Raw genomic sequence first — 23,204 nt, 5'->3', positions numbered from 1 at the left:
TTTTCTGAAAAGATTAACGCAGTCCGTCTTCGCCCTTGATCTCCGCAATGGTCAGCCCGCCGACGCGCGGCAGCGGACGGCCGCTGTCGGTGACGGCGACCGCGACCATGATCTCGTTGGCGCGCGGCGCGTCGTTGATCTGCACTTCCATGCCGTCGAAGTGACTGCGCACGAAGGCTGCATCCTTGTGGCCCAGCGGAATGTCCAGAGTCGTGCCGGGTCCACTGCGCTTCTTCGACGACGGGATCAGCGCAGCGCCCTTGCTCAGCACTTTGCGAACCGGCGCGCCCATTTTCGGGTGAAGGATGGCAGCGGCATGCTCCAGCTCGCCGTTCTCGCCGACGGCCGCGGCCTTGCCATAGCTCTGAGCCTTCGATCCTTCGATGCCGAGCGCCGCCACCGCGCGCTTCGAGAGCAGCTCGCCGAGCTCCTCGCCAATCGCGATCAGGGGCGAGAGATCCTCGACATACTTTCCGGCAAACGGATTCTCGATCACGGCGATTGCCGCCGCACGCCGCGTCGGCGGCGAGACATGGCGGCCCATCTCCATATGCGTCTCTTCGACGACGGTGACGATCTTGCGGATGATCGCGCTCATGATTGTTTCCTCAAGCCGCTTCCCTGTTCAGGCATGAACCGCGTTCTCTTGTACAAGCGGACGCGATCGTTGCCGTTCAATATCCTTGGTCCCGATGACAAGCATATCACCACAAAGCTGCAACACGGCACCCTCGATCAATCCGCGATTGAATAATTGCCGTGCACATTCCGCGCCAGATTCGAGTGCGGTCGTGATCTCATCCTGTGACAAACCACTGACGCCACGGGTCACGAGCCGCGCGCCGAGATCGCTGTCGGGCTGAAGTTCGTTCGCTGGCCTTCGGATGATGGCGGGATGCCTTGGCAGATCGACGGCATTCGCAATGATCGTCGCGGCGGCATCGGCTTGCGAGGCCGTTCCGGCCAACACGGTCACCGCATCGGCAATCCCGAGCGAAAAGCTGCGGCCGTGCCTTCCGCTGGTAGCGATGCCGCGCACGGGATCATCGGCGTCCACCCTAATTGTCCGCATCACGCCGTCGCGATCGGGCCGGTCCATCAGGCCGACCGAAAAATGCTCGTCCTCGCCGAGATGCAGGGCAATGTCGCCGCCATTGTTGACATAGGCCCGATCGAGCGCCGCAGCGTCCAGCATTGCGCCCAACACCTCCTCCGCCACGCTGCCGGCCACAGCGGCCATCGGCGTGATGAAGCAATTACCGGCATAGGGCGCCACCGCGGCGTGCATGCGACGCGCCACAACGCCTCTCAACGAGGTCCGCTCCTCGACAGCGGTCCGCAGGTCTGGCAGTTCCGCGCAGAGCTCGTCGAGAAGTCCGGTGAACCGTTCGGCCGCAGCCTCATAGGCCGCGCGCACTGCGTCGGTGGGCCCCCTCGCCTCGACGATCAGATCAATCGGTCCATCCTGCAAATGCAGCCGCCGGCCATCAGACAGCAACGCGATTTGCGGGAGCCTTGTCATGCCCGAGGTCCCGGGATCGGGTTTTGCCAGGGCAATTGGCGGACATCGTCGCCGCCCTGCACCTCGGACAGCGGTTTCACATAATCCATGTGCCCGCCGAGCGCCGCATAGTCCGACAGCTTCATCGTGAATTCGATCGGCGCGACCAGCGCGGGCGTCGGCACGTAACCGAATGCGCCCGCCGGCATCTGCGTCACGTCGACCATGTAGGTAATGCCGCCGCCCGGCCAGACATAGACCGGTGCGCCGCCACTGGTGACGCGCGTCAGCGCGTCCTTGACCGAGCGCGTCAGCCGCACCGGATTGTCGGTCACGCCCGCCCGCAAGGAACCGCCCGCGCCCGCCATGAACAGCACCGTACACAGCGCCGGCTCGCAATTCTCCTGAATGCGCTCGACCGAAAACTTGAGGTCATCCGGCATCTCCGTCTCGACCGGCTTCAAGGCTTCGTCGAGCACGTAATAGGACGAATGTTCGCCGGTCGTGGAGACCATCAGCATGGAGAGGCCGGCCCTGGCTTCCTTGGCGTCAAACGGTCCCAGGATTGCCAGCGGATCGGAGATATTGGTGCCGCCCCAACCCGTGCCGGGATCGGCGACCTGGAAATAGCGGCCGGGCGTCGAGCGGCGGCCCTTCATCTTGATGCCGGTGTCGGCGATGTCGAGCAGCTTGCCGGCCTGGTGTTCCGAGAGCACGCCGGTGATATGGTCGTCGACCACGACGACCTCGTCGACCTTGCCGTGCCATTGCTTGGCGAACATGCCGATCGTCGCCGAGCCGCAGCCGACGCGCATGCGCTCTTCTTTCATGCCGTTGACGATCGGCGGCTGGCCGGCCTGCACCACCACGCTCGCGCCGCCGTCGATGGTGAGTTCGACCGCCTTGCAGTTTGCGAGGTCCATCAGGGTGTCGCAGGTGACGCGGCCTTCCTTCTTGGAGCCGCCGGTCAGATGATGCACGCCGCCGAGCGACAGCATCTGCGAACCGTATTCGCTGGTGGTGACGTGACCGACCGCCTCGCCTTGTGCGCGGACGGTCGCGGTCTCCGGCCCGAGATAGCGGTCGGTGTCGATCTTCACCTTGATGCCGCAATAGGAGAAGATGCCCTCGGTGACGACAGTCACCATGTCGACGCCGTCGACCTCCGCCGAGACGATGAACGGCGCCGGCTTATAGTCGGGATAGGTCGTCCCCGCGCCGATCGCCGTTACAAAGGTGGAAGGCTCGTGGACGATCTTGCCGTCCCAATCTTCGGTGCGGCTGAACGGAACGAGCTTGCCGCCATGCGACACGGTGCGTTCCAGGATCACATGCGGATCGACGCGGACGAGCTTGCCCTCGTGATTGGCATAGCGGTCGCAGGCGCCCGCCGCGCCCGGCTTGATGTAGCACATCACCGGACACGCATCGCAGCGGATCTTGTCGATGGCGGCGCTCGTAGGTTCAGTCACCATGTCAAAGCCAGCCGACAGTGCAGTTATCATTTGTACACGAACGATGTTGCGCGCCCTCCCGATGGCTGTCAAGCGGCGGTGCGGCGCAAAACATACGCCTGCCGCATAAAACCTCATTTGCCTATCCGCTCTGTCCATAAAGAAGGCATTCGCGCTGCACTGCGGCATGCACGGCTTGCACGTTTGTGTACAAACGGTATCGTCGCAACGTAGATTTTGAGCGGACTTGGAATTTTCGCGAAGCTTTGGCCGCGGCGCTCAACGACTCGACTTGGGAACGAGATGACGCAGACACCGATCCGCATCACCGTGAACGGCAGGATCCACGAGATCACTGCGGCGCGAGATACGCCGCTGCTCTACGTGCTGCGCAACGATCTCGCGCTCAACGGTCCGAAATACGGTTGCGGCCTCGGTGAATGCGGCACCTGCACTGTCCTGATCGATGGCGCGGCGGCGCGCTCCTGCGTCATTCCGATCAGCGGCTGCGGCGGCCGCGACATCGTGACGCTCGAGGGGCTCGGCACCCGCGACAAACCGGATGTGGTGCAGCAGGCTTTCATCGACGAGCAGGCCGCGCAATGCGGCTACTGCCTCAACGGCATGATCATGACCACCAAGGCGCTGCTTGCGATCAACCCGCGGCCCACCGAACAGGAGGCGCTGGCGGCGCTGCGCTACAATCTCTGTCGCTGCGGCACGCATATCGAAATCCTTCGCGCCGTAATGCGTGCGTCTGGCCAGCTCGCCGAGGCCGGTGATTGATGGCCTCCCCGCATCCGAACGGAGCGGAGCTGCAATCCGGCTCGCTCGTCGTCGTCCGCACTGTGGACGAGTGCACATCCGAGACCTTCGTCCGCATCACCGCGAGCGGCTCGGTCACAGCCTACAACGGACATGTCGATCTCGGCACCGGCATCCGCACGGCGCTGGGCCAGATCGTGGCCGAGGAGTTGGATGTGTCCTTTGCCCGCGTCGTCGTCGTGCTCGGCGACACCGCGGTGGTGCCGAACCAGGGCGCGACGATCGCGAGCGAGACCATCCAGATCACCGCCGCTCCCCTGCGCAAAGCCGCCGCGCAGGCGCGTCACTTCCTGATCGCACGTGCGGCCGAGCGCCTGGAACTGCCGGTAGCCGATCTCAGGATCGAAGACGGCCTCGTGCGCGGCCACGACAATCGCAGCGTCAGCTATGGCGAGTTGATCGGCGGAGAGACCATTCGTCTCGAGCTTGCCGACGGCGTCGCCGTCAAGCCGGTCGGCGATTACGCCATTGTCGGCCAATCGATGCCCCGCGTCGACCTGCCGGCCAAGGCCACGGGTGAGCTGACCTTCGTGCACGACATCCGTATGCCCGGCATGCTGCACGGCCGCGTGGTGCGACCGCCCTATGCCGGCGTCGACGCCGGCCCGTTTGTCGGCACCAGCCTGATTTCGGTCGATGAATCCTCGGTGCGCGGCATTCCCGGCATCATAGCCGTCGTGCGCATCGGCGATTTCGTCGGAATCGTCGCGGAGCGCGAGGAGAACGCGATCCGCGCGGCGGAGCAGCTTGCGGTGAGCTGGCGACCGACGCCTGAACTGACCGATCTCGCCGACGTCGAGAACGCGCTGCGCGCCAATCCATCGACGCCGCGCACGCTGATCGACAAGGGCGACGTCGATGCTGCCATTGCCCGCGCGGCCAAGCCGATGCAGCGCACTTACGTCTGGCCGTATCAGATGCATGCCTCGATCGGCCCGTCCTGCGCGGTTGCCGACTTCCAGGACGGCAACATCCGCGTCTGGTCGGGCACGCAAAATCCGCACCTGCTACGCGCAGACCTGGCGCTGCTGATCGAGCGTCCCGAGAGCGAGATCGAGGTCATCAGGTTGGAGGCCGCCGGCTGCTACGGCCGCAACTGCGCCGACGATGTCACGGCGGACGCGCTGTTGCTCTCGCGCGCGGTCGGCCGGCCCGTGCGCGTGCAGCTGACGCGCGAGCAGGAACACGCCTGGGAGCCCAAAGGCGCCGCGCAGCTCATCGACGTCAATGGCGGCCTGAACGCGGAGGGCGGCGTCGCTGCTTACGATCTTGCCACGCGCTATCCGTCGAATGCCGCGCCGACGTTGGCGCTGTTGCTGACGGGGCGGATATCGCCGAAGCCGGACGTTCTCCAGATGGGCGACCGGACCGCGATCCCGCCTTACGATTACGACCACATGCGCGTCGTCGCACACGACATGGCGCCGATCGTGCGCGCGTCCTGGTTTCGCGGCGTCTCGGCCCTGCCGAACACATTTGCGCATGAATCCTATATCGACGAGGCCGCGACCGAGGCCGGCGTTGACCCGATCGAATATCGCTTGCGTTACCTTAGGGATCAGCGCGCCGTCGATCTCGTCCATGCGGTCGCCGAGCGCGCGGGCTGGACGCCGCGGCCGGTGCGACAAGAGAAAGACGGCGAGATCGTGCATGGGCGCGGTTTTGCCTATGCGCTGTACGTGCACAGCAAATTCCCCGGCTATGGCGCGGCGTGGTCGGCCTGGGTCACCGACGTTGCCGTGAACAAGTCGACCGGCGACGTCAGCGTGACGCGCGTGGTCGCCGGGCAGGACTCCGGATTGATGATCAACCCGGACGGTGTGCGCCACCAGATCCATGGCAACGTCATCCAGTCCACCAGCCGCGCGCTGATGGAGGAGGTCTCGTTCGAGCGCGGCGCAGTCGCGGCGCGTGAATGGGGCGCCTATCCGATCATCCCGTTCCCTGACGTGCCCAAGATCGACGTGTTGTTGCTGCCGCGGCCGGACCAGCCGCCGCTCGGCGTCGGCGAATCCGCCTCGGTCCCGAGCGCGGCTGCGATTGCGAACGCGATCTTCGATGCTACCGGCGTGCGCTTTCGCGAGCCGCCGTTCACGCCCGAGCGCATCCTGAAGGGGCTGCACGGCGGCGCGCCGGCCACGCCGCAGGCGCTGCCCGCTCCCGCTACGCCACAACCATCCCGCATCTGGGAGAATCCCTTCGCCAAACGCGCCGGCATCTTCGCGACGATCGCGGCCGTCTGCACCGCGGCAATCGGCATCGGTGCGGCGCTTTTGCCTGGCCGCGCCATCGCGCCGATCGCCCGACCCGATGCATCTGTCTATTCCGCGGCGACGATCGCGCGCGGGCAACAACTGGCCGCACTCGGCAATTGCGCGGAGTGCCACACCATGATCGGCGGGGCGCTCAACGCCGGTGGCCGCGCCCTGGAGACGCCGTTCGGTACGATCTACGCGACCAACATCACGCCAGACGTCGAAACCGGCATCGGCGCCTGGTCCTATCCCGCGTTCGAGCGCGCGATGCGCGACGGGCTGCATCGCGACGGACGGCAGCTCTATCCCGCCTTCCCCTACACGCACTTTGCGAAGACTGGCGATGCCGACATGCAGGCGCTTTATGCTTACCTGATGGCGCAGCCGCCGGTGCGCGCACCGGCAGCGGCGAATGCGCTCGCCTTCCCGTTCAATCTCCGTCCGCTACTTGCCGGATGGAATGCGCTGTTCCATCAGACGCGCGAGTTCAAGCCCGATCCCGCCAAATCCGACGTCTGGAATCGCGGCGCTTATCTGGTCGAAGGTCTCGGCCATTGCAGCGGCTGCCATTCGCCGCGCAACGCGCTCGGCGCCGAGCAGCGTAGCGCCTATCTCGCCGGCGGCTTTGCCGAGGGCTGGGAGGCGCCGCCGCTGACCTCGCTCTCGCACGCGCCGATCCCATGGAGCGAGGACGAGCTGTTCGCCTATTTGCGCACCGGCCACTCGCGATATCACGGCGTCGCCGCCGGACCGATGGCGCCTGTTGTCAGGGATCTCAAAGCCCTGCCCGACCAGGACATCCGCGCCATGGCGGTCTATCTCAACTCATTCAACGACACCGCAACCGAAGCACCGGACGCGCTTGCGGCACGTCTCGAAAGCGCGACGCAAGTTACAATTGCGTCCTCCAGCGGCGCGCGACTCTATCAAGGCGCCTGCGCCGTCTGCCACGAGGTCGGCGGCCTGCCGCTGTTCGGCAGCCGCCCCTCGCTCGCGCTCAACACCAATCTGCACAGCGCCACATCGGACAATCTCGTGCAAATCATCCTGCACGGCATCGCCGAGCCGGTGTCGAGCGATCTCGGCTACATGCCGGCATTCAAGAACAGCATGAGCGATACGCAGGTCGAGGAATTGGTCACCTTCCTGCGCAAGCAGTTCGCCCCGGACAGGCCCGCATGGACCGGCGTGCGCGAGACAGTCACGCGCCTCCGGACCTCAGCACATTAAGCGTGCTTCTTCACGTCCACCGGCGGCGTGCCGTGCGTATGGAACGATTCGATCGTCTTCAGGCCCCACGCCTGCCCCTTCTTGCGCTCCTCTTCCGTCCACACGATCGGCTTCCAGTCGGGCGCGAGGATGAGGCGCGCGCCGGCATTGGCGACTTCGACACGGTTTCCGCCGGGCTCGTAGACGTAGAGGAAGAAGGTCTGCTGGATCGCGTGCTTGTGCGGGCCGGTCTCGATGTGGATGCCGTTCTCCAGGAAGATGTCGGCAGCGCGCAGAATCTCTTCGCGGCTGTCGAGCGCGTAGGTGACGTGGTGGAAGCGGCCGGGCGTGCCGGAATGGTCGAGCGAATAGGCGAAATCGTAGCTCTTGTTCGACATGGTCAGCCACATCGCCGCTTCGCGGCCGTCGTTGAGCACGATCTGCTCGGTGAGGCGGCAGCCGAGATAATTCTCGAAAAACTCGCGATTCGCCTTGATGTCGGTGGCGAGGCAATTCAGATGATCGAGGCGCCGGACGTTGACGCCACGCGCGGGAAAGCGCTGCGCCTGGTTCTTCAGCGCCGGCTTCAACTCCGGCGGCGCCTGATACCATTCGGTCTCGTAATAGAGCTCGACGATGTGTCCATCGGGATCGCGGCAGCGGAAGGTCGGCCCCTGCCCCATGTCGCCGTCGATCCAGCCGATGTCAAAGCCGGACCCCTTCAGCGCTGCGACGCGGCGCTCCAGCGCCTGTTGGCTGCGCGCGCGCAACGCCATGTGCTCCATGCCTGACGTCTTCGACGCCGTCAGTTTGAGCGAATAGCGCTCGTAATCGTCCCAGCCGCGCAAATAGACCGACTCGCCCCTTTGCCCGCTGACGGTCATGCCCATCACATCGACGAAGAATTTCAGGCTCTCGTCCGGCTTTGGCGTCAAGAGCTCCATGTGGCCGAGATGAGCGAGATCGAGGATTGGTTCGGGTTGCATGGTGTCCTCCAAGACGTGGCTTGCGATCCGCTGGACCGGATCCCGCGATCTGGCGCAGGCGGCAATCCGCTCACGCGCCGGTGGGCGGCACAAGGCCGCCAGATTATTTGTACCAATGTACAAATGATTAGGTCCCGTCAACAAATCAAGCAAGACCGCCGAGGGTGGATGACGGGCCGTCTAGGATGACCAACCCGTCCCGGAACCGCGGACCGACTGCCCGAATGGTAAAGTCGCTCTTAAGCGCTCCAGGCCCGTCGGCCGGGAAAAAGCATTTTCCGGGCGCTTCTGCCAGGGAATATGCATTGGGAACAAACTTCGCACCCGAATTGTCGCGGATTTAACGAAGCGCCGGCGCCTGCCGTTTAACCGTTTGTCCAGCGACGGCCGTGCATAGTCCGGGCAACCCGTTGCTCTTGCCAGGTTCATTCATTGTGACATCCTTTGGACGCGTGATTTCGGTTCGCGGATCGCTCGCCCGGGTCGGGCTACTGCCTGAAAGCCGGATGCCGGTCTCGGAAGTGCGGGCAACCGTCGGCCGCTTCGTCAGTATCCGCTGCGCCAGCTCGGTCATCGTCGCCATGATCACCGAGGTGTCCTGCGAGAACCTCTCGAGCAACGACAATTTGATCGCCATCGCCTCGGTCGACCTGCTCGGGGAAATTCTCAACGCCACCGGCAAGGCCAAATTCCAGCGCGGCGTCACCAACTATCCGACCATCGGCGATTCCGTCGACCTGATCACGAGCCAGGAGCTGCGCACGATCTACGCGCCCACCGGCTCCGACCAGATCAATGTCGGCTTCCTTCAGCAGGACAGCTCCGTCGTCGCCTATGTCGACATCGAGGAAATGCTCTCCAAACACTTTGCGGTGCTGGGATCGACCGGCGTCGGCAAATCGACCGGCGTGTCGCTGCTGCTCAACGAGATCCTCAAGGCACGCCCGAACCTGCGCATCTTCCTGCTCGATGTGCACAACGAATATGGCCGCTGCTTCGGCGACCGCGCGCTGGTGCTCAACCCGCGCAATTTGAAGCTGCCATTCTGGCTGTTCAATTTCGAGGAAATCGTCGACGTGCTGTTCGGCGGCCGCGCCGGCGTGCCCGAGGAGCTCGACGTCCTCGCCGAAGTCATTCCCCTCGCCAAGGGCGTCTACACCCAGTACCAGAACGCCGACCGCATTGGCCTGAAGCGCATCGATCCCAAGCAGATCGGCTACACCGTCGATACGCCGGTGCCCTATCGCCTGGTCGATCTGATGTCGCTGATCGACGAGCGCATGGGCAAGCTCGAGAACCGCTCCTCGCGCATCATCTATCACAAGCTGATCTCCCGCATCGAGGCGGTCCGCAACGACCCGCGCTACGCCTTCATGTTCGACAACGCCAATGTCGGCGGTGACACCATGGCCGAGGTGATCAGCCATCTGTTCCGCCTGCCGGCCAACGGCAAGCCGATGACGGTGATGCAGCTCGCCGGCTTCCCGGCCGAAGTCATCGATTCCGTCGTCTCGGTGCTCTGCCGCATGGCCTTCGACTTCGGCCTGTGGAGCGACGGCGTTTCGCCGATGCTGTTCGTCTGCGAAGAGGCTCACCGCTACGCCTCCGCCGATCGCAATGTCGGCTTCGGGCCGACCCGCAAGGCGGTGTCGCGCATCGCCAAGGAAGGCCGCAAATACGGCGTCTATCTTGGCCTCATCACCCAGCGTCCGGCCGAGCTCGACGCGACCATCATCTCCCAGTGCAACACGCTGTTCACGATGCGTCTTGCCAACGAGCGCGACCAGGCGCTGCTGCGCGCCGCGGTGTCGGATGCGGCCGCGAATCTGCTCTCGTTCGTGCCCTCGCTCGGCACCCGCGAAGTGCTGGCATTCGGCGAAGGTGTCGCGCTGCCGACGCGGCTGCGCTTCAAGGAGGTGCCGCCGCATCAATTGCCGCGCGGCGAAGCCACCATCAGCAGCGTGCCGTCCGTCACCTCCGGTCACGACATGCATTTCGTCGGCGCCGTGCTCGAGCGCTGGCGCGGTGCCACCTCGCAGCGCGACGTGCCGAACGATCCGGTGTTCTCGGCGCCGCCCGCGAAGACGCTCTCCAACGTCGAAGCCCCGATGCTGCAACCGTCAATGGGGCTGGATCCGGACCGCTTCTCGCTGCTGAAGAAGCCGCTGCGGTAAAGCAACGCTCGTTTTCCAGCTCCGGCATTGCGAGCCTGGCGTCACGTTGAGCATGGCGCCGGCATCGACTATGGTTGCCGGCCCCAAGCCGGAATCCATGCCCATGACAAAGCCTGCGCAACGCTTCGCCGCTCCCGCCCTCGATGCGCTCCCTGACGACATCCGCACACGTCTCCTCGCCGTGCAGGAGAAGAGCGGCTTCGTGCCGAACGTGTTCTTGACGCTGGCCTACCGCCCGGACGAGTTCCGCGCCTTCTTCGCCTATCACGACGCGCTGATGGAGAAGGACGGCGGCCTCACCAAGGCCGAGCGCGAGATGATCGTGGTCGCGACCTCGGCAGCCAATCAGTGCCAGTATTGCGTGATCGCGCACGGCGCGATCCTGCGTATCCGCGCCAAGAACCCGCTGATCGCCGACCAGATCGCCACGAACTACCGCAAGGCCGACATCACGCCGCGGCAAAAGGCGATGCTCGACTTCGCGATGAAGGTCTCGGCCGATGCGCAGCGGATTTCCGAGGACGATTTCACCGCGCTCGCGCCGCATGGCTTCAGCGACGACGACATCTGGGACATCGCCGCAATCTCCGCCTTCTTCGCACTGTCGAACCGGCTGGCGAACTTCACCGGCATGCGGCCGAATGACGAATTCTATCTGATGGGACGGCTGCCAAAGAAATGACCGACTGCCGCGAACGCGGAAGGAACGCATAGCCGACAAACGCAGTGGACGAGTTCCCGTCTGACGGGAACTCTGTGTTTTCGCAATCGCACACGTTTAATTAAGAATCTCACCCTCAACTAGCACAAACGCTTTGGCACAACTTGCGCAGTTTCCGTCACCGGAGACGCGGATGAGTCGTGCCTGTCGAGGGGCTTCTCATGAACGTGCGGGCATTTGTTGTCGCGACCTGTATCGGCACGGCTTTCTTCGCGGCCGGGTACGCATGGAATTATCAGCCCGAGATCATCAACGCGAACGAGATATGGAGCATGTTCGAATCGGAGCATGGAAAGGCGCGGGCTGCCGTCTTACGCGTCCTCATTGCGCCGAATTCAGCTCACTTCAACGGCCTGCGAACGATCGATGCAGACCAGGCAAGATACGTATGCGGCTCCGTAAAGGCGATGGACAAGGAGAGGCAGTATGTCGAGGCCGCGTTCGTTTACACCGTCGCGATCGATTTTGCCCGTATCGACGACGACGGCCGGATGACGTCGCAGCGCTCTCCTTACAAGCCCTGCCCAGGCGCGGCCGACGACAAAATTGCCGACCAGAACACGCTGATATCGCCAGGCGCGCTGTCGATGATCAAGACCGTCGAAAAAATCATCCCCAAGTCCAGCGGCGGAACGATGGAACAACAGCTTGGCCAGCTCGCCGGACAGACAGCGGCGGTCGCGCCAGGTTCGGCGGTCCCGCGGAGATCGGCCGGCTCATCGGGTTCGGCAGCCTCAGCGGGGGCAGGATGGGCGCCAGCAGCGCAGCATTCAGGTTCGGGCGTGGAGGCGCGACAAGCAGATGAACTGACGTGGCGTGTCGACCAGCCGCCGGCCGCATGGCCGAATTTCCCCTCGGACCACCCGCTGGCGAAATCGGCGCAGAAGCGGACGAGCGCCGAGGCCTTGGCTTTTGCAAGAGATGTCGAGGCTCGCTGGGAAGACGCCAAATCGTCCGGAGTTCCGGCCAAGCGTCCTCCGCCTGAGGAGATCAAGGAAGCATGCCGCGCGCTACTTACGATCGATCCCACGGACAAGGATTATCCGCGGGCCTGGGGCGCCTTTGTGCGGCTGCGCAAAATCGATCGCGACGCTGCTGGTTGAACTGGCGGGGATCTGTCCTAGCGCTTCGCCATCAACTCGAGCGCCGGGGCAAAGCGCTCGGAAAACGTCAACGTCTTGGCATGGTGTACTGCGGCAAACGATGCCGATATCCCGGCTGAAGCGACCACGAGCAGGGCAACGGCGAAAACCAGACGGCGCATTTCGGCCTCCTGTGTGAGCTCGACAATCCCACAGATGGCACGGCTTTGTTTCGGCACCGCTTCGTGCGGACGGAAGATGGTTTCGCTCAAGAGGCTGTGATCAGATCCGGTTTGCGGAGCCGCATGCCGTACTGACGTGAGCGTTGCGCCTAATCATCGTCAGCCGGACCGCACCAGCCGGGCAGATAGATCGCGTCCTTGCTCTTGGCTGAGGACATCGCCTTCTCGAGCGCCTTGTCAAAATTGGCGTCCACAGCCTTGCGCGACAGCTTTCGGCGCAGATAATCGGCCCACAGGAATTCGGAGAATGGCGTGGTGTCCTTGGCGAAGCCGCCCATGCGGCGCAGCTCGCCGGCAAGGCTCCGGAAGGGATCGTCCTTGAGAGCGACGACGGATTTCGGCAAATCGCGAAACGGGCGCCGTTCGCCCTTGGCGTCGTAAGGGTAAACCCAGCGCTTGTTGTCCATCACGCCCCAGAACGCTTCGCGCTCCACCATCCTGAGGTCGCCGACGATGGTGACCAGCACCTCCTTGACGCCCTCGTCGTGCAGAGCGCGACCGAGATGATGATGGTCAATCACGTAATAGCGCTCGTCGGGGCCATGCACGACGGGGATCATATGCTTGCCGAGCAGATCGGCCTGCTTTTTCTTGTCGTGCTCGCGCCAGCGCTTGCGCTTCTCCTTGACCTCGCGCATCCCGACCGTCATCTGCGTCGGCCGCAGCGACAGGATCGACACCGGATGCACTCTCGGTTCGCGCGTATTGGTCATGGTTGAGAGCCCTTCACATGGTTGCAGCTGCGTGATCAGGTTCCCTGGACTATGCCATGGGCATTGCGCCGGCAATGCATTCGGCTGGGCGGAGATTATTGCATTGCACCCTCTGCAGGCCTGGAACGACCACGGTTCCGCGGTCCTTCGTTCGCAACCCTGCTAGTTAGTGCGAACGCGCAATGCACGTGCGCGTTGAGAAGATTTTCTGCAACGTGTTCACCACGTATGCTATCTAAAAATCGCTGCTTCGGAGTGATCCCTGCACCATGACAACCCAGCGGCCCATAAGCTCGGATGACGAGCACCGGGTGCTCCAGTTCAGGCCGCGCACCTCGCCTTCCCCGACGGGCTACCGCGGCAACGCTAGCGTGCAGCAGTTGCGCGTCGCGCCCGAGCCGCTCGACCTGTCGCGCTACAAGCAGCCCCGCACTGAACCGGACGATTTCCGCCATCGCATGCTCGCGAATATCGCGGCGCTGGCCTTCACCATCGCACTGACCGCGATCGGGATCTGGCTCGCGGTGAGCATCGCCGACCTGCGCCGGACCCAGGATTGCGTGCTGATGGGCCGCCGCGACTGCGTCAAGATCACGACGCCGCACATCTAAGGCAAGACGTCTGGCGAGGCCCGCCGACGGTCCTTCGGCCGAAGCGGCTCAGCCGGGGCGTCCCCAGCCCTGTCCCCACACCCGCCGGCTCCATTGAACTCAGGGCGGCGCTCCGATATACGGGCTTTCGACCCGGCCAGAGGGGGGTTGAGGGCGTCATCGGGGCGCGATGCCCACCCACCGTTCCACTCTGGAAAATCTGACAAACATCTGCAATATATCAAAGGCTTAGTGATGTCCTCCACATTCGATCAGGTCGCTACGATCATCGCTGAAACCTGCGACATCCCGCGCGACACGATCACGCCGGATAGCCATGCCATCGATGACCTCGGCATCGACAGCCTCGATTTCCTGGACATCGCGTTCGCGATCGACAAGCAGTTCGGTATCAAGCTGCCGCTGGAAAAGTGGACCCAAGAGGTCAACGACGGCAAAGCCACCACCGAGCAGTATTTCGTGCTGAAAAACCTGTGCGCCCGCATCGACGAACTGGTTGCGGCGAAGGGCGCGAGCGCCTAAGCGCGCGGTCATGCAACTCGAATACTTCCACATGATAGATCGCGTCGTCGACCTCAACGTCGACGCGAAGACGATTGTCGTCGAGGCTCAGGTCCCGATGGAGAGCACCATCTTCGAGGGGCACTTCCCGGGCTATCCCCTGATGCCCGGCGTGCTCCTGATCGAATCGATGGCGCAGGCCTCTGGCTGGCTTCAGCTTGGCGTGCTCAAATTCGAGCGCATGCCGATCCTGGCTGCCGTCAAGGAGGCAAAGGTCCGCGGCTCGGTCTTCCCCGGCGATCTCATGAGCATCGAGGCGAGCCTGGCCCATCAGGGCTCGGGCTACGCCGTGACCGAAGCCAAGATCAAGGTCGGCGGCAAGCTGCGCGCGAATTCGACGCTGACCTTCACGCAGATTCCCTTTCCCCATGCGGATATGCGCGCCCACATGGACGCGGTTGCCAAACGCGTCGGCTTTCCGCAACAGGCCGTATCGCCATGACCGAGACTGCTTCGAAGCCCGCCCAGACGGAAGTCTGGATCACCGGCATTGGCCTGGCTACCTCGCTCGGCGAGGGCCTGGACGCCAACTGGGCCGCGCTTCAGGAGAAGCGCATCAATGTCGACGAGAAGGGCTTTGCGCCCTACATCGTGCACCCCCTGATGCCTGTTACCTTCGACAGCCAGATCCCGAAGAAGGGCGACCAGCGCCAGATGGAAGCCTGGCAGCGCATCGGCACCTATGCGGCCGGGCTTGCGCTCGACTCCGCCGGGATCAAGGGCAACAAGGATATCCTGTCGAAGATCGACATGGTCGTCGCCGCCGGCGGCGGCGAGCGCGATCTCAACGTCGACACCGGCGTGCTCACGGCCGAGGCCAAGGGTGCCAACGCGCCCGGCTTCCTCAACGAGCGGCTGATGAGCGATCTCAGGCCGACGCTGTTCCTGGCCCAGCTCTCCAACCTGCTCGCCGGCAACATCGCCATCGTGCATGGCATTGGCGGCACCTCGCGCACCTTCATGGGTGAAGAGGTTGCCGGCGCCGATGCCGCCCGCATTGCATTGTCGCGCATCGCCTCGGGCGAGAGCGACATCGCGCTGATCGGCGGCTCGCACAATGGCGAGCGCAAGGACCTGATGGTCCTCTACGAATTCGGCGACTTCAATCTCAAGGACAAGTTCGCACCCGTGTGGGCGCGCGAGGACAACGCCGGCTTCGCGCTCGGCTCGGCTGGCGCGTTTCTGGTGCTGGAGTCCAAGGCGCATGCGGAAGCGCGCGGTGCCAAGCCGTTCGCGAAGCTGTCGAGCGTCGTTGCCGACCTCGCCCGGCGCAAGACCCCCGGCGACATGGCCGCGACGCTGGAGAAGCTTTGGGCAAAGTTGCCGAAGCGCGACGGCAAGGGCGCGATCATATCCGGTGCGACCGGCGCTGAGCCGGCGACATCAGAAGAGCGCGGCTTCCTGAAGGGCCACACCGAGTTCCCGGTGCGCTCGACCGGCACGATGTTCGGCCACACCATGGAGACGCAATTCCCGCTCGGTATCGCGCTCGCCGCGCTGTCGATCTCTCGCGGCGCGCTGTTTCCGCCGAACGATTCCACGGGCACCGAGATTGAAATGCAGGGAGCGCCCACCCAGATTGTGGTGGTGGGGGCCGGACACTGGCGCGGCGAAGGCATGGCGCTGGTCGAGGCAGTAAGCTAGAGCGCGTTGCGCTTTGGCAGGTTATTGTTTGGGCATGATCTTCTCGGAAAATCGCGTCACGCTTTTTCGGATCATGCTCCAGCTCAAGCGGGGATCGACATGACTGCACCACGCGACAAACTCGGGCGTCCCGTCGTCGTCGTCACCGGCATGGGCATCATGACCTCGCTCGGCAACGGCAAGACCGACAATTGGGCGAAGCTCGTCGCCGGCGAATCCGGCATCCGCACCATCACGCGCTTTCCAGTCGACGGCCTGAAAACCACGATGGCCGGCACGGTGGATTTCGTCAGCGTCGATCCGTTCTCCTCCACCGGCCTGTCCGAGCGGATGGCCGAACTGGTGACGCAGGAAGCGCTGGACCAGGCCGGCATCGGCGCCAAGGCGGATTTCCCGGGTCCTCTCTTCCTTGCGGTCGCACCTGTCGAAGTCGAATGGCCGCAGCGCCGCGAACTTGGCCGCGCCGTCGGCAAGCTCGACTTCAATTACGACGATCTGCTGCGCATCTCCGGTGGCGGCAAGTACAGCGCCTATCACCACCGCTTCATGTTCGGTTCGGTCGCGGCCTACCTCGCCGAGACCTTCGGCACCAAGGGCTCGCCGATCTCGTTGTCGACGGCCTGCGCCTCGGGCGCGACCTCGATCCAGCTCGGTGTCGAGGCGATCCGCCGCGGCGAAACCGATGCCGCGCTGTGCGTGGCGACCGACGGCACCGTAAATCCGGAGGCGCTGGTGCGCTTCTCGCTGCTCTCGGCGCTGTCGACCCAAAACGATCCGCCGCAGGCGGCCTCCCGTCCCTTCTCCAAGAACCGCGACGGTTTTGTCATGGCCGAAGGCGCAGGTGCGCTGGTGCTCGAAAGCTACGAAGCCGCCACTGCGCGCGGCGCAAAAATCCTCGGCGTGATCGCCGGCTGCGGCGAGCTCACCGATTCCTTCCATCGCACCCGCTCCTCGCCCGACGGCAAGCCGATCATCGGCTGCATGAACAAGACGCTGGCCGATGCCGGCATGACGCCGGACCAGATCGACCACATCAACGCGCACGGCACCGCCACGCCCGAGAACGACAAGATGGAGTACAATACGACATCGGCCGTGTTCGGCGATCTCGTCTCGAAGATTCCGGTCACCTCCAACAAGTCGATGGTCGGCCACACGATCTCGGCCGCCGGCGCGGTCGAGGCAATCTTCTCGCTGCTCACGCTCGAACATCAGCGCATCCCGCCGACGATCAACTACGACAATCCGGATCCCACGATCCTGTTCGACGTCGTCGGCAACAAGGCACGCGATGCCCGCGTCACCGCGGTGATGTCGAACTCGTTCGGCTTCGGCGGCCAGAACGCCTCGCTGATCCTGACCCGCGAACCGGCCTGACCGGACGCATGGCGCTGCTTCCTGCGAGGACGAAGGCCCGCGCGCGGGAGACGGCCAAGTCGATCGGTGGAGGGCTGATCGGCGCCGCCACCGTCGGCATGTTGCGCACCACGCGCTATTTCGATCCGGTCAAGACCTCGGACTTTTTCGCGCGCGTCACCAAGACGATCGGTCCGCGCCTGCGCGAGCACCGCATCGGCCGCGCCAACCTCAGCGCGGCCTTTCCGGAGAAATCGCCCGAAGAGATCGAAAGCATCCTGATGGGCGTGTGGGACAATCTCGGTCGCGTCGGCGCCGAATTCGCTCATATGGACCATGTCTGGGATTACGACCGCGCTCATCCGGAAAACAGTCGGATCGAACTGCCCAGCCGCAGCATCGAGCTGTTCGACCGGATCCGCGACGACGGCAAGCCGGCGCTGATCTTCGCCGCGCATCTCGCCAATTGGGAATTGCCGGCGCTCGCCGCGGTCGCGCATGGGCTGGATACGGCGATCCTCTACCGCCGCCCCAATATCGCCTCCGCCGACCGCATCATCCAGGAGATGCGCCAGGTCAACATGGGCACGCTGATCCCCGCGGGCCGCGACGCGCCGCTGCGGCTCGCGCAGGCGCTCAAGGACGGCAAGCACGTCGCGATGCTGATCGACCAGTATCTGACCGGCGGCGTCGAGGTCACCTTCTTCGGCCGCAAGACCCGCGCCAATCCGATGCTGGCACGCCTGTTGCGCCAGGTCGAATGCCCGATCCACGGCGTCCGCGTCATCCGCCTGCCCGGCGGCCGCTTCACCGCCGAGATCACCGAAGAGGTCCAGCCGGTGCGCGACGCCGACGGCAAGATCGACATCCAGGGCACCACCCAAGCGATCACGAGCGTGGTGGAAGGCTGGGTCCGCGAGCATCCCGAGCAGTGGCTGTGGCTGCACCGCAGGTGGCGGTAATCTTGTTCCGTCATTGCAAGCGACTTGTCCGCCGTAGCTCGAAGAGCGAAGGCGGAAGCGAAGCAATCCAGAATCCTCCCGCGGAAAGATTCTGATTGGTTCGTCGCTTCGCTCCTCGCAATGATGGGCGCGATTACCTTCCCGTCTTCACCCTGGTCCACAGCCGATTGATGACCCGCTGGGTCGCCGGCTCACGCGCCGTGATGACGAACAGCTTTGCGAGCATCGCATCGTCCGGATAGATGTTCTTGTCGTTCAGAATTTTCGGGTCGACCAGCTTCTGGCTGGCGAGGTTGCCGTTGGCGTAGGACAGGAAGTCCGTATTCTTGGCGGCCACGTCCGGACGGTAGAGATAGTTGATCAGCTCGTAGGCTTCCTTGACGTTCCTGGCATCCGCAGGGATTGCGAGATTGTCGAAGAACATCTGCGCGCCCTCCTTCGGGATGGCGTAGCCGATCTCGATGCCGCTTTTGACTTCGGCAGCGCGGGCGCGGGCCTGCATGATGTCGCCGGACCAGCCGACCACGAAACAGATCTCGCCGGTGGCGAGCGCGCTTAGATATTCGGACGAATGAAACTTGCGCACGGCAGGCCGCACCTTGGCCACGACATCGGCGGCCTTGTCGAGGTCGGCCTGCTTGGTCGAGTTCGGATCGAGCCCGAGATAGTTCAACGCCGCCGGGAAGATGTCGTCGGGGGAATCCAGCATGTGGACGCCGCAGTCTTTGAATTTCGCGAGATTCTCCGGCTTGAACACGATGTCCCAGCTGTCGATCTTGGCGTCCGTACCGAGAATCTGCTTCAGTTTTGCGACGTTGTAGCCGATGCCCGTCGTGCCCCACATGTAATTGGCGGCGTAGATGTTGCCGGGGTCGTAGATCGCGAGACGTTCGGTCACCACCGGCCAGGCATTGGCCAGGTTCGGCAGCTTCGACTTGTCGAGCTTCTGGAAGATGTTGGCCTTGATCTGGCGCTGAAGGAAATAGGCGGTGGGCACCACGACGTCGTAGCCGGACTTGCCGGCCATCAAGCGCGTCTCCAGCGTCTCGTTGGCGTCAAACGTGTCGTAGACCACCTTGATACCGGTCTCCCTGGTGAAGGCCTCGAGGACGTCGGGCGCCACGTAGTTCGACCAATTGTAGAAGTTGACGACCCGCTCCTCGGCCCCGGCGGGAGCGGAGAGCAACGTCAGCGCGGCGGCGATCGCGAGGCCAAAACCAAAGCGGCTGACGATCGTCATCTGCTACCTCTTGCGCCCGCGCACCGCGTCCGACAGCCGCTCCAGCGCGGTGTCGAGCGTCTCGTCCTTCTTGGCAAAGCAGAAGCGCACCACCGAGGTCACAGGGTCCTGCTCGTAGAAGGCCGACACCGGGATTGCGGCGACCTTGTAGTCCTTCACGATCCGCCAGCAGAACTCGGTGTCGCTCTCGTTCAGCCCGAGCGGGGACAGGTCGACGGTGAGGAAGTAGGTTCCCTGCGACTTCAGCACCGGGAAGCCGAGGCTCTCCAGTCCCTTGGCAAGGCGGTCCCTGCTCCGCGCCAGGTCCTTGCGCATCGACAGGAAATACTCGTCCGGCTTGCCGAGCCCGTAGGCGACGGCGGCCTGGAGGTTCGGCGCGGTGGTAAAGGTCAGGAACTGGTGCACCTTGGCGGCAACGCGCAGCAACGGCGGCGCGGCGCAGACGAAGCCGATCTTCCAGCCCGTCAGCGAGAAGATCTTGCCGGCCGAGCCGACCTTGATGGTGCGGTCGCGCATGCCGGGGATGGTGATCAGCGGGATGTGCTTGTGCTCGTCGAAGGTGACGTGCTCCCAGACCTCGTCGCAGATCGCGATGACGTCGAACTCCTGGCAGTAGCGCGCCAAAAGCTCGAGGTCCTCGCGCGGAAACACCACCGCGGACGGATTCAGGGGATTGTTGAAGAGCACCGCCTTGGTCTTTGAATTGAAGACGCTTTTCAGCATGTCCTCATTCAGCCGCCAATGCGGCGGCTCGAGCCGGACCAGGCGCGGAATGCCGCCGGCCTGACGGATGATCGGCAGATAGGAATCGTACACCGGCTGGAAGCACACCACCTCGTCGCCGGGCTGGACGACGGCGAGGATCGCCGAGGTCAGGGCCTCGGTGCCGCCGGAGGTCACCATCACCTCGCTCATCGGATCGAGCTCGAGCCCATGCCAGTGGCCGTAATGGCTCGCGATCGCCTGGCGCAGCTCCGGCAGGCCCATCATCGACGGGTACTGGTTGTAGCCGTTCAGCGAGGCCTCGGCCGCGGCGCGGCGGATGTCTTCGGGGCCGGGATCGTCGGGAAAGCCCTGGCCAAGATTGATGGCGGCATTGTCGCGCGCGGCCTGCGACATCGCCTCGAAGATGGTGACGGGAAGGTCCGCGAAGACCTTGTTGAGGGACGAGCTCTTGGACATCGGCGGGGTCAGCCGCCGACCTTGCTGGGAAGACCCGCCGCCTTCCAGCCCAGCATGCCGCCGGCCAGATGCTTGTCGTAAGGCAGGCCTGCGGCCTGTGCTGCCAGCGAGGCCGTCACCGAACGCTTGCCCGAGCGGCAGGCGAACACGACCTCCTTGCCGGCGGGATCGGGGATCGCCTTGGGATCAAAAGTCGAGAGCGGCACGACCACGCCGTAGGGATAAGCCTCGGCCTCGACCTCGTTCGGCTCGCGCACGTCGACGAGGAGATAGCGCCCTTCCGCGACACCCTTGGAGACTTCGTCCGGGGTCAGATCCTGTACTTGATTTGCCACATCATCCTCCAACGTCGCGGGCCGCTGCCGGGGCGATCCCGGCGGCCGGCAACCTCGCCTCTCGGCCGGTGAAAATCAAGCGCTACAAAGGCTTGAGCTGCCTTGCGCAAGTTAAAGCTAAATCGCAGCGACTTGAAGCGCGACCTTCCAACGGAGGATCAGATCGTCACTTTAGATGGTGACCTGGGTGCCGACCTCGACGACGCGGCCAGAGGGGATCTGGAAATAGTCGGTGGCGTCGTTGGCGGAACGGCTGAGCGAGATGAACAGCCGGTCCTGCCAGCGCGGCATGCCGGAATGGGCGGCCGGTTTGAGCGCCCTCCGCGACAGGAAGAACGAGGTCGACATGATGTCGAACTGCCAGCCGAGCTTGCGGGCGATCGCCAGCGCCTTCGGCACGTTGGGCGATTCCATGAAGCCGAACTTCAGCGTCACCTTGGAGAAGGTCGGCGAGATTTGTTCCAGCTTCACCCGCTCGGCCGGATCGATGCGCGGGGTCTGTGCGGTCTCGATCGTGAGAATGACGTTCTTCTCGTGCAGCACCTTGTAGTGCTTCAGACTATGCATCAGCGCGGTCGGCGCGCTGACGGGATCGCTGGTCAGGAACACCGCGGTGCCGGGCACGCGCTGCGGCGGCCGCTTCTCCAGCATCGCCACGAGGTCGGCGAGCGGGAATTCGAGCTTGCGCGACTTCTCGAACAGCAGCCGGCTGCCGCGCCGCCACGTGTACATCAGCATCATCATGACTGCGCCGAGCGCCAGGGGCACCCAGCCGCCCTCAAACACCTTCAGCAGATTGGCGGCGAGAAAAGTCAGATCGAGGAACAGGAACGGCGCGATCAGGGCGGCGGCCGTGAACGGCGACCATTTCCAGACCTTCCAGATCACCACAAAACCCATCATCGCCGTGACCACCATGGTTCCGGTGACGGAGATGCCGTAGGCCGAGGCTAGCGCGGTGGAAGAGCGGAACAGCAGCACCAGCAGGACCACCGCCACCAGCAGGAGCTGGTTGATGCGCGGGATGAAGATCTGGCCCGAATGGGCTTCAGAGGTATGGCGAATTTCAAAACGCGGCAACAGACCGAGCTGGATCGCCTGACGCGTCAGCGAATACGCACCGGTGATGACCGCCTGGCTCGCGATGACTGTTGCGGCGGTAGCCAGCACGACCATGCAGCCGCGGAAAAAACCTTGCGGGAAGAGCTGAAAGAACGGGCTGACGATCGCGCCGGGATCGCCGAGCACGAGGGCGCCCTGCCCCAGATAGTTCAATGCCAGCGACGGCACCACGATGAACAGCCAGGCGGTCTGGATCGGCCGCTTGCCGAAATGGCCGAGGTCGGCATAGAGCGCCTCGGCACCGGTGACCGCCAGAAACACCGCGCCGAGCGTCACGAACCCGATGATGCCATGGTGGATCATGAAGGACACGGCGTAGAGCGGGTTCAGCGCCAACAGCACCTGTGGCTGCTGGATGATCGGGTGGATCGCCGCGATCGCGATCACGGCGAACCAGACGCACATGATCGGGCCGAAGAAGGCGGCGACGCGAGCGGTGCCACGGGACTGCACGGCAAACAGACCGACCAGGATGATCACGGTCAGCGGTACGATGTAGGGCTCGAAGTGCAGGGTGACGTCCTTCATGCCTTCGATCGCCGACAGCACCGAGAGCGCCGGCGTGATCACGGCGTCGCCGTAGAACAGGGCGCCGGAAATGATGCCGAGCAGGACGATGGTTGTTCCGCGGGTGCCGACTGCGCGCTGGGCCAGCGCCATCAGCGCCAGCGTGCCGCCCTCGCCGTTGTTGTCGGCGCGAAGCAGGATCACGACGTATTTGAGCGTCACCACGATGATGAGCGCCCACAGGATCAGGGAGAGCACGCCGAGCACGGCCGCCGGCGTCGGCAGCCCCTCCGCGCCAGAAGCCGCCATGACCGCCTCGCGGAACGCGTAGAGCGGGCTGGTGCCGATGTCGCCGTAGACGACGCCGATGCTGCCGAGTGTCAGCGCACCGAAACCGGCGGTGGTGTGGGCATCGCCATGCCCATTGGCCGCCGCCGTTTCCGGGGCGGAAATCGCTACGTCACTTGTCATGGGAGAGCCTGATGGCCTCTGAAAATGCTCCACTGCACAACGGCAGAAGGG

At 64.1% G+C, this 23,204-nt stretch carries 21 protein-coding genes; 11 read left to right on the top strand and 10 right to left on the bottom strand.

Going from position 1 to position 23,204, the window contains the following annotated elements; translation table 11 throughout:
* Positions 1-13: 13 nt before the first annotated feature.
* From N551_RS0126340 to N551_RS0126330, 3 genes are read right to left on the bottom strand one after another with little or no spacing between them, the layout of a single operon-like run.
* Entirely contained in the window at positions 14-598 is a 585-nt protein-coding gene (locus tag N551_RS0126340; protein ID WP_027569460.1) for an amino acid synthesis family protein, read from the bottom strand.
* 27 nt (positions 599-625) lie between these two features.
* A complete protein-coding gene (locus tag N551_RS0126335) occupies positions 626-1,522 on the bottom strand; it encodes a UPF0280 family protein (RefSeq protein ID WP_027569459.1) in 897 nt (298 codons plus the stop codon).
* Complete coding sequence (locus tag N551_RS0126330) at positions 1,519-2,976, bottom strand: hypothetical protein (protein WP_027569458.1); 1,458 nt, start codon at positions 2,974-2,976, stop codon at positions 1,519-1,521. The genes N551_RS0126335 and N551_RS0126330 overlap by 4 nt, the downstream gene beginning before the upstream one ends.
* Positions 2,977-3,258: 282 nt before the next feature.
* On the opposite strand from N551_RS0126330, the gene N551_RS0126325 reads away from it, so the two are divergent.
* Together N551_RS0126325 and N551_RS0126320 are read left to right on the top strand one after the other, a co-directional pair.
* Positions 3,259-3,741 (top strand): (2Fe-2S)-binding protein, encoded by a 483-nt coding sequence (locus N551_RS0126325; protein WP_027569457.1) that lies wholly within the window; start codon positions 3,259-3,261, stop codon positions 3,739-3,741.
* The gene (locus N551_RS0126320) at positions 3,741-7,265 is read left to right on the top strand and encodes a molybdopterin cofactor-binding domain-containing protein (protein ID WP_027569456.1); all 3,525 of its coding nucleotides are present in this window, start codon (positions 3,741-3,743) and stop codon (positions 7,263-7,265) included. Before N551_RS0126325 ends, N551_RS0126320 begins: the two co-directional genes overlap by 1 nt.
* Here N551_RS0126320 and N551_RS0126315 read toward each other — a convergent pair.
* On the bottom strand, positions 7,262-8,230 hold the full coding sequence (locus N551_RS0126315; RefSeq protein WP_027569455.1) for a catechol 2,3-dioxygenase: 969 nt from the start codon (positions 8,228-8,230) through the stop codon (positions 7,262-7,264). The genes N551_RS0126320 and N551_RS0126315 overlap by 4 nt on opposite strands.
* A 434-nt stretch (positions 8,231-8,664) precedes the next feature.
* Here N551_RS0126315 and N551_RS0126310 point away from each other — a divergent pair, with 434 nt between their 5' ends.
* The 3 genes from N551_RS0126310 (at position 8,665) to N551_RS0126300 (ending at position 12,228) form a co-directional block, all read left to right on the top strand.
* A complete protein-coding gene (locus N551_RS0126310) occupies positions 8,665-10,404 on the top strand; it encodes an ATP-binding protein (protein WP_027569454.1) in 1,740 nt (579 codons plus the stop codon).
* A 103-nt stretch (positions 10,405-10,507) separates the two neighbouring features.
* A complete protein-coding gene (locus N551_RS0126305) occupies positions 10,508-11,086 on the top strand; it encodes a peroxidase-related enzyme (protein ID WP_027569453.1) in 579 nt (192 codons plus the stop codon).
* A gap of 200 nt (positions 11,087-11,286) precedes the next feature.
* Complete coding sequence (locus tag N551_RS0126300; RefSeq protein WP_027569452.1) at positions 11,287-12,228, top strand: hypothetical protein; 942 nt, start codon at positions 11,287-11,289, stop codon at positions 12,226-12,228.
* Positions 12,229-12,245: 17 nt separating this feature from the next.
* Here N551_RS0126300 and N551_RS36275 read toward each other — a convergent pair whose 3' ends face one another.
* Both N551_RS36275 and N551_RS0126290 read right to left on the bottom strand, forming a co-directional pair.
* Positions 12,246-12,479 carry a hypothetical protein gene (locus tag N551_RS36275; protein ID WP_035962418.1) on the bottom strand — a complete coding sequence of 78 codons (234 nt, stop codon included), beginning with the start codon at positions 12,477-12,479 and terminating at the stop codon, positions 12,246-12,248.
* A 59-nt stretch (positions 12,480-12,538) separates the two neighbouring features.
* On the bottom strand, positions 12,539-13,162 hold the full coding sequence (locus tag N551_RS0126290; protein WP_027569451.1) for a ParB-like protein: 624 nt from the start codon (positions 13,160-13,162) through the stop codon (positions 12,539-12,541).
* Positions 13,163-13,431: 269 nt separating this feature from the next.
* On the opposite strand from N551_RS0126290, the gene N551_RS39010 reads away from it, so the two are divergent.
* The 6 genes from N551_RS39010 (at position 13,432) to N551_RS0126260 (ending at position 18,296) form a co-directional block, all read left to right on the top strand.
* Complete coding sequence (locus N551_RS39010) at positions 13,432-13,773, top strand: hypothetical protein (RefSeq protein ID WP_027569450.1); 342 nt, start codon at positions 13,432-13,434, stop codon at positions 13,771-13,773.
* A gap of 234 nt (positions 13,774-14,007) precedes the next feature.
* On the top strand, positions 14,008-14,295 hold the full coding sequence (locus N551_RS0126280) for an acyl carrier protein (protein ID WP_007592476.1): 288 nt from the start codon (positions 14,008-14,010) through the stop codon (positions 14,293-14,295).
* 10 nt (positions 14,296-14,305) lie between these two features.
* On the top strand, positions 14,306-14,776 hold the full coding sequence (locus N551_RS0126275) for a 3-hydroxyacyl-ACP dehydratase FabZ family protein (RefSeq protein ID WP_007608856.1): 471 nt from the start codon (positions 14,306-14,308) through the stop codon (positions 14,774-14,776).
* Entirely contained in the window at positions 14,773-15,978 is a 1,206-nt protein-coding gene (locus N551_RS0126270; protein WP_027569449.1) for a beta-ketoacyl-ACP synthase, read from the top strand. Before N551_RS0126275 ends, N551_RS0126270 begins: the two co-directional genes overlap by 4 nt.
* Before the next feature lie 99 nt (positions 15,979-16,077).
* Positions 16,078-17,355 carry a beta-ketoacyl-ACP synthase gene (locus tag N551_RS0126265; protein WP_027569448.1) on the top strand — a complete coding sequence of 426 codons (1,278 nt, stop codon included), beginning with the start codon at positions 16,078-16,080 and terminating at the stop codon, positions 17,353-17,355.
* Positions 17,356-17,363: 8 nt separating this feature from the next.
* Entirely contained in the window at positions 17,364-18,296 is a 933-nt protein-coding gene (locus tag N551_RS0126260; RefSeq protein ID WP_027569447.1) for a lipid A biosynthesis lauroyl acyltransferase, read from the top strand.
* Positions 18,297-18,429: 133 nt separating this feature from the next.
* Here N551_RS0126260 and N551_RS0126255 read toward each other — a convergent pair whose 3' ends face one another.
* The 4 genes from N551_RS0126255 to N551_RS0126240 form a co-directional block, all read right to left on the bottom strand.
* Entirely contained in the window at positions 18,430-19,536 is a 1,107-nt protein-coding gene (locus tag N551_RS0126255) for a polyamine ABC transporter substrate-binding protein (protein WP_027569446.1), read from the bottom strand.
* Positions 19,537-19,539: 3 nt separating this feature from the next.
* Positions 19,540-20,718, bottom strand: coding sequence for an aminotransferase (locus N551_RS0126250; RefSeq protein ID WP_027569445.1), 1,179 nt, complete (start codon positions 20,716-20,718; stop codon positions 19,540-19,542).
* An 8-nt stretch (positions 20,719-20,726) separates the two neighbouring features.
* On the bottom strand, positions 20,727-21,053 hold the full coding sequence (locus tag N551_RS0126245) for a rhodanese-like domain-containing protein (RefSeq protein ID WP_015686918.1): 327 nt from the start codon (positions 21,051-21,053) through the stop codon (positions 20,727-20,729).
* A 171-nt stretch (positions 21,054-21,224) separates the two neighbouring features.
* The gene (locus N551_RS0126240) at positions 21,225-23,153 is read right to left on the bottom strand and encodes a potassium transporter Kup (protein WP_027569444.1); all 1,929 of its coding nucleotides are present in this window, start codon (positions 23,151-23,153) and stop codon (positions 21,225-21,227) included.
* Positions 23,154-23,204: the final 51 nt, after the last annotated feature.

Source organism: Bradyrhizobium sp. URHA0013 (genome assembly GCF_000518345.1).
Taxonomy (GTDB): Bacteria; Pseudomonadota; Alphaproteobacteria; order Rhizobiales; family Xanthobacteraceae; genus Bradyrhizobium.
Note: the sequence above shows the minus strand (reverse complement) of the source record. Positions and strands in the feature narration are given on the sequence as shown.